This window comes from Verrucomicrobium sp. BvORR106, from assembly GCF_000739655.1.
Taxonomy (GTDB): Bacteria; Verrucomicrobiota; Verrucomicrobiia; order Verrucomicrobiales; family Verrucomicrobiaceae; genus Verrucomicrobium.
Genome location: NZ_BATR01000003.1, coordinates 1 through 5,311 on the forward strand (window position 1 = coordinate 1; position 5,311 = coordinate 5,311).

At 61.5% G+C, this 5,311-nt stretch carries 3 protein-coding genes and 2 pseudogenes; 2 read left to right on the forward strand and 3 right to left on the reverse strand.

Annotated elements, in window-relative coordinates; translation table 11 throughout:
• Window positions 1-302 (reverse strand): annotated as a pseudogene (locus tag BV106_RS37910) (uracil-DNA glycosylase); the annotation flags it as partial.
• A gap of 128 nt (window positions 303-430) precedes the next feature.
• A pseudogene (locus BV106_RS00575) lies at window positions 431-1,586 on the reverse strand (putative DNA modification/repair radical SAM protein); the annotation flags it as partial.
• Window positions 1,587-1,675: 89 nt separating this feature from the next.
• Here BV106_RS00575 and BV106_RS36945 point away from each other — a divergent pair.
• Window positions 1,676-1,909, forward strand: a complete 234-nt coding sequence (locus BV106_RS36945; protein ID WP_081891404.1) for a hypothetical protein — start codon at window positions 1,676-1,678, stop codon at window positions 1,907-1,909.
• A gap of 142 nt (window positions 1,910-2,051) precedes the next feature.
• Here BV106_RS36945 and BV106_RS00580 read toward each other — a convergent pair whose 3' ends face one another.
• Window positions 2,052-2,648 carry a hypothetical protein gene (locus BV106_RS00580; RefSeq protein ID WP_038158871.1) on the reverse strand — a complete coding sequence of 199 codons (597 nt, stop codon included), beginning with the start codon at window positions 2,646-2,648 and terminating at the stop codon, window positions 2,052-2,054.
• A gap of 246 nt (window positions 2,649-2,894) precedes the next feature.
• Here BV106_RS00580 and BV106_RS00585 point away from each other — a divergent pair, with 246 nt between their 5' ends.
• Window positions 2,895-4,994 (forward strand): prolyl oligopeptidase family serine peptidase, encoded by a 2,100-nt coding sequence (locus BV106_RS00585; RefSeq protein ID WP_051944614.1) that lies wholly within the window; start codon window positions 2,895-2,897, stop codon window positions 4,992-4,994.
• Window positions 4,995-5,311: the final 317 nt, after the last annotated feature.

Below are 5,311 nucleotides of genomic sequence, written 5' to 3' on the forward strand. Positions count from 1 at the left end.
AGGTGGTGCTCCCCATGCGTGATCCGCCAGAGCACGCGGTACAGGAGGCTCCAGCGATGCGCAGAGTGATGACAGGCCACGGTGCGCGCCATTTCCATGAAGGCCTTGGGCACGTTGTAGGTGGGGGCGGAGACGGCTGCCTGCGCGACACGCGCGGGCGTTTCATCCAGCAGCCCCAGCGCCGGCTGGCTGTCAGAGGCATCCTCCCAGAGCACCGTGTCCCAGGCCCACTCCGCCTGCAGCGCCCGTCGCGCGACCCGATGCCAGGCGGCAAAACTGGGCTCGAGCGTGAGCAGGTGCATAAGGGTTGGAGGGTTCAGCCAACTACCGTGTTCATTCAGAGTTCGCCAGTCACCACGCCGGTGGCCGGGGCAAAGAGTTCCAGCTGCTGCGCCGGCTTCAGTGTTTGCAGCCATGGGGCGGAGCCGATCTCGCGCGGATGGTGATCAGCGGTCTGCACAAAGGGCAGCACTTTTTTCAAAGACACACGCAGGCGTTGCAGGTCCGCGAGCGTCACGCGATGCCAGCGGCGTATCTGCAGAATCCGATCCACATTTCTCACGCCGAGGCCCGGAATGCGCCAGAGCATCTCCCGGGAGGCGGTATTGATATCCACGGGAAAATTTTTGGGGATGACGCATGGCCCAGCCCATCTTCGGATCCATCTCCAGGGACAACTGAGGAGCATCCGGAGTGGTCAACTCCTGTGCTTGAAACCCGTAGAAGCGCATGAGCCAGTCTGCCTGGTAAAGGCGATGCTCCCGCACCAGGGGCGGTGCCATGAGAGGGAGACGCTGTGAGGCATCTGGAATGGGGCTGAAGGCCGAGTAATACACCCGCCGCAGCTTGTGGTGCCGGTACAGTGAGGAAGACTGGTCCAGGATCTCCCGATCCTGCGCCGCCGTGGCACCAATGATCATCTGGGTGCTCTGACCGGCCGGAGCGAAGGGTGGCGCTTTAGTAGTTTCCTTGGTCTCCGCCTTGGCCTGGTCGATGCGCCTCTGAATGGTCGTCATCGCGCCGCGGATGCGCCCCAGGTTCTTTTCCGGAGCCAGACGCTCCAGGTCCGCCGGGGTGGGCAGCTCGACATTGATGCTGATACGATCCGCCCACTTGCCCGCCTCGGCGATCAGCTCCGGTGAGGCCTCTGGAATGGTCTTGAGATGAAGGTAGCCCTTGAACCCCTGCTCCTCACGCAACATCCGCGCCACCCTCACCACCTGCTCCATGATGTAGTCGGCATTGCGAATGATGCCGGAGCTGAGGAAGAGCCCTTCGATGTAGTTCCGCCGGTAGAAGTCCATCGTGAGCTTCACCACCTCCTCTACGGTGAACCGGGCCCGCCGCACATCGCTGGAAACGCGGTTGATGCAGTATTGGCAGTCGTAGATGCAGTAGTTTGTGAGGAGGATCTTCAGGAGCGAGACGCAGCGCCCATCCGGCGTGTAGCTGTGGCAGATCCCGCCGCCCGTGGTGGAGCCCAGGCCACCCTCGCGGGAGTTGCGCTGGCTGGTGCCGCTGCTGGCGCACGAGGCGTCATACTTGGCAGCATCAGCCAGGATCGAGAGTTTCTGGGCAAGATCCATGGGGCGTATCGAGATTGTAATGGGAGCTTAATGGCCTTCTCTGCATGCGACACCCGCTGCGACCACCGCTGGTCCGAACCTGCTATATCATGAGCTCATCATCACCCCCGCCGTGGAAACGCCCGGCCCCTAAGAAGGCGGGTCCCGGCCACACCAAACTGACGAAGGAGAGCAAGGCCAAAGCACGAGCCGCCGCCAAACACGCCGGACGCCGGTACCCCAACCTCGTGGACAACATGCGAGCCGCCCAGGAGCAAAGGGAGAAGTCTGATCAAGAGGTGATGGATTCGAACCGACGACGCACAGGCAAACAGCAGAGATGACACAAGTTCATTTGAACACCATTCTCCACAACAGACGCCTTTGCGCAACGACAATTCGAATCCTCGCAAAAAACCCACGCCAGGAAGGACAAACCGCCTCCCGTCGTGGGTGTCTGGACTGTGAATGGACGTAGCGCCCGGCCTAGTTGAAGTCCTTGGGGAACTCCGACCCGGCGGGCATCTTGAGGATCTCCTCACGCTTCTCCGGCTTCAATTTCACCAATCGATCCAACTGGGGATTGTTCGTCTCGAAGTGCAGGATCATCTTGCTCGCGGGATCTCTCAAACCAAAGACGAAGTACTTGTACACCGCACCTCCGACATTGGTCTTGTCACGCCAGGCATCGAAGGAAGTTCTGGAGTCCTTAAACTCAATGGTGCGCTGGATTCCCTTATCCACGGCGGGGATGGTCACGGTTTCCCGGGCGTGCACGTCGTATTTTTCACGCCGCTGCGTGTACTTGGCCCTGGTGTCCATGGTGACGATCAGCATGGTGGCCTCCAGAGCGGGCAGCGGTTGTGTACTGGCTCCCTCGATGACGACCTCGGGTGAGATGGTCATGGTCTGCATGTAGGAGGATTGGGCCTGCTGATCGCGCTTGGTTGCCACCTTGGGCTGGACTTTCAGCGAGGGCAGCTTGGGCGGGGCCAAACCACCGCCGGCCGCCTGGGCGCAGACAGGGGTCGCCCAGATGGCGGAGAGAGAACAGACAGCAAGGAGGGCAATGGGAGTTTTCATTAGCAATTAGGAAAGGGGTGAGCTCGTCTCTGTGCACTACGCAGTACCATCAGGTATCTTTACCCAAATCATTGGTATTTTCCCTTAGATTCTTCAACCTTGCATCGAAAAAGAGATGCAAACCGGCGTCATCTGGGAATACCAGCTGCGTAATCCGATCCGTGGAAGTGCTTGACTCGCCTGCGAGCGCCCCGGTGATTGGGCCCCATGCGTGCCATCGCGCCTTCCCTGACGCTCCCCCTTGTCATGTCTTTGACTCTCTCGTTTTCGGTCCTTCCCGGTGCCGGGGCGGATTCCCCGCTGACCTACCCCAAGACCCGCCACGCCGACGTGGTGGACACCTACCACGGCGTGAAGGTGCCCGACCCCTTCCGCTGGCTGGAGGATGACAACAGCGAGGAGACCAAGGCCTGGGTGAAGGCGCAGAATGAGGTGACCTTTGGCTACCTGAACCAGCTGCCGCGCCGCGCCGCGCTGCGCGAGCGCTTGCAGAAACTCTGGAACTTCGAGCGCTTCGGCGTGCCGTACAAGCGCGGCGAGCGGTACTTCTTCTCCCGCAACAGCGGTCTGCAGAACCAGAGCGTGCTCTATGTGGCAGACTCCCTGACGGCCGAGCCCAAAGCGCTGCTGGACCCCAACACGCTTTCCAAAGACGGCACCGTTTCCCTGACGGAGAGCGAACCCAGCGAGGATGGCAAGCTGCTCGTCTGGGGCACCTCGGGCGGCGGCAGCGACTGGCAGGAGTTCCGCATCAAGAACATCGACACCGGCGAGGACCTGCCCGAGACCTTGAAGTGGATCAAGTTCAGCGGAGCCTCCTGGGCGAAGGATGGCAGCGGCTTTTACTACAGTCGTTTTCCTGAACCCAAGGCCGGAGCCGCGCTGACGCAGGCGAACAAGAACAAGACGGTCTATTTTCACAAACTGAACACCCCGCAGTCAGAGGACAAGCTGGTGTATGCCCGCCCGGACCAACCGGACTGGGGGCTCAATGCCGGGGTCACGGATGACGGACGCTACCTGATCTTCCACATCTCCCTCGGCACGGATCCCAAGTCACGGGTGTACTACAAGGACCTCCAGACGGACGGCCCGGTGGTGGAGCTTCTCAACGACTTCGACGCCGCGTACGGCTTTGTAGAAAACATCGGGCCTGTCTTCTACTTCCACACGGATCTGGACGCGCCCCGCTATCGGGTGATCGCGATCGACACCACCAAGCCCGGGAAGACCGGCTGGCGCGAGGTAATTCCTCAAACCGAAAACAAGCTGGAGAGCGCCTCTGTGGTGGGTGGCCAGCTTATCTGCGAGTACCTGCAGGATGCCCGGTCCATGGTGAAGGCGTACGACCTTGAAGGCAAGTGGCTGCGGGATGTGGCCCTGCCAGGTCTGGGCAGTGTGGGCGGCTTCGGCGGACGGAAAGAGGACAAAGAGACCTTCTACGCGTACTCCAGCTTCACCTCCCCTTCCACGATCTACCGCTATGACGTGGCCAGCGGCAACAGCACGCCCTATCGCGTGCCGAAGCTGGACTTCGACGGCAGCCCGTATGAGACGAAGCAGATCTTCTTCACCAGCAAGGACGGCACACGGGTGCCGATGTTCCTGGTTCACAAGAAGGGGATCAAGCTGGATGGCGCCAACCCCACCCTGCTCTATGGCTACGGCGGCTTCGACATCAGCCTCAGCCCCGGCTTCTCCGTGAGCCGCGCGGTCTGGCTGGAGATGGGCGGCGTCTTTGCTCTGGCGAACCTGCGAGGTGGTGGCGAGTATGGCTCAGAGTGGCATGACGCTGGCATCAAGCTGAAGAAGCAGAATGTGTTCGATGACTTCATCGGTGCCGCCGAGTGGCTGGTGAAGGAAGGCTACACCCGCCCCGCCAAACTGGCCATCCAGGGCGGCAGCAACGGCGGCCTGCTCGTGGGTGCCTGCATGGCGCAGCGTCCGGATCTCTTCGGAGCCGCGCTACCAGCGGTGGGCGTTATGGACATGCTGCGCTTCCACGAGTTCACCATCGGCTGGGCCTGGAAATCCGACTACGGCAGCAGCGAGGACCCCGCCGAGTTCAAGGCGCTCTACGCCTACTCCCCACTCCACAGCCTGAAGCCCGGCACCCGCTACCCCGCCACCCTCGTGACCACCGCGGATCACGATGACCGCGTCGTGCCCGCCCACAGCTTCAAGTTCGCCGCCCGCCTCCAGGAGTGCCAGGCCAAGGATGGCCCACCCGTCCTCATCCGCATCGAAACCAGCGCCGGCCACGGTGCGGGGACGGCGCTCACGAAGGTGATGGATGAGACCGCGGATGCCTGGGCGTTCCTCGCGAAGGAACTGGGGATTCAGTAGCCGGTGCGTCAGTACGTCAGTGCGTCAGTGGTCAAGGTGTTGGACGCTCTGGGATGACAGAGCGTCTCGACGGCTTGCGGAGATCTTGGGATAAATGCCCCTGTCTCTCGCAAGCCATCCAACCGTCCCTTTGAGTCGCTTAGCAGGGTTGGAGTTCCGCCTTTAGGCGGGTCAGTTCACTCGAAGTACATTTGATTCCTAAAACCCTCAGGGATAGCGAGCTCGGAGCCGCTTAAGAGCCAATGCCATCAGAGGAAGGGCGGCGAGGCCGATGACCTCTCTTTGGCGAACGAGCTGAGGGCTGAAAGCCCGGGGTG

Bases quoted from the DNA above. Each gene is read 5' to 3' on its own strand.
- BV106_RS36945 (WP_081891404.1), top strand. From the start codon at position 1,676: ATGAGCTCATCATCACCCCCGCCGTGGAAACGCCCGGCCCCTAAGAAG.
- BV106_RS00580 (WP_038158871.1), bottom strand. From the start codon at position 2,648: ATGAAAACTCCCATTGCCCTCCTTGCTGTCTGTTCTCTCTCCGCCATC.
- BV106_RS00585 (WP_051944614.1), top strand. From the start codon at position 2,895: ATGTCTTTGACTCTCTCGTTTTCGGTCCTTCCCGGTGCCGGGGCGGAT.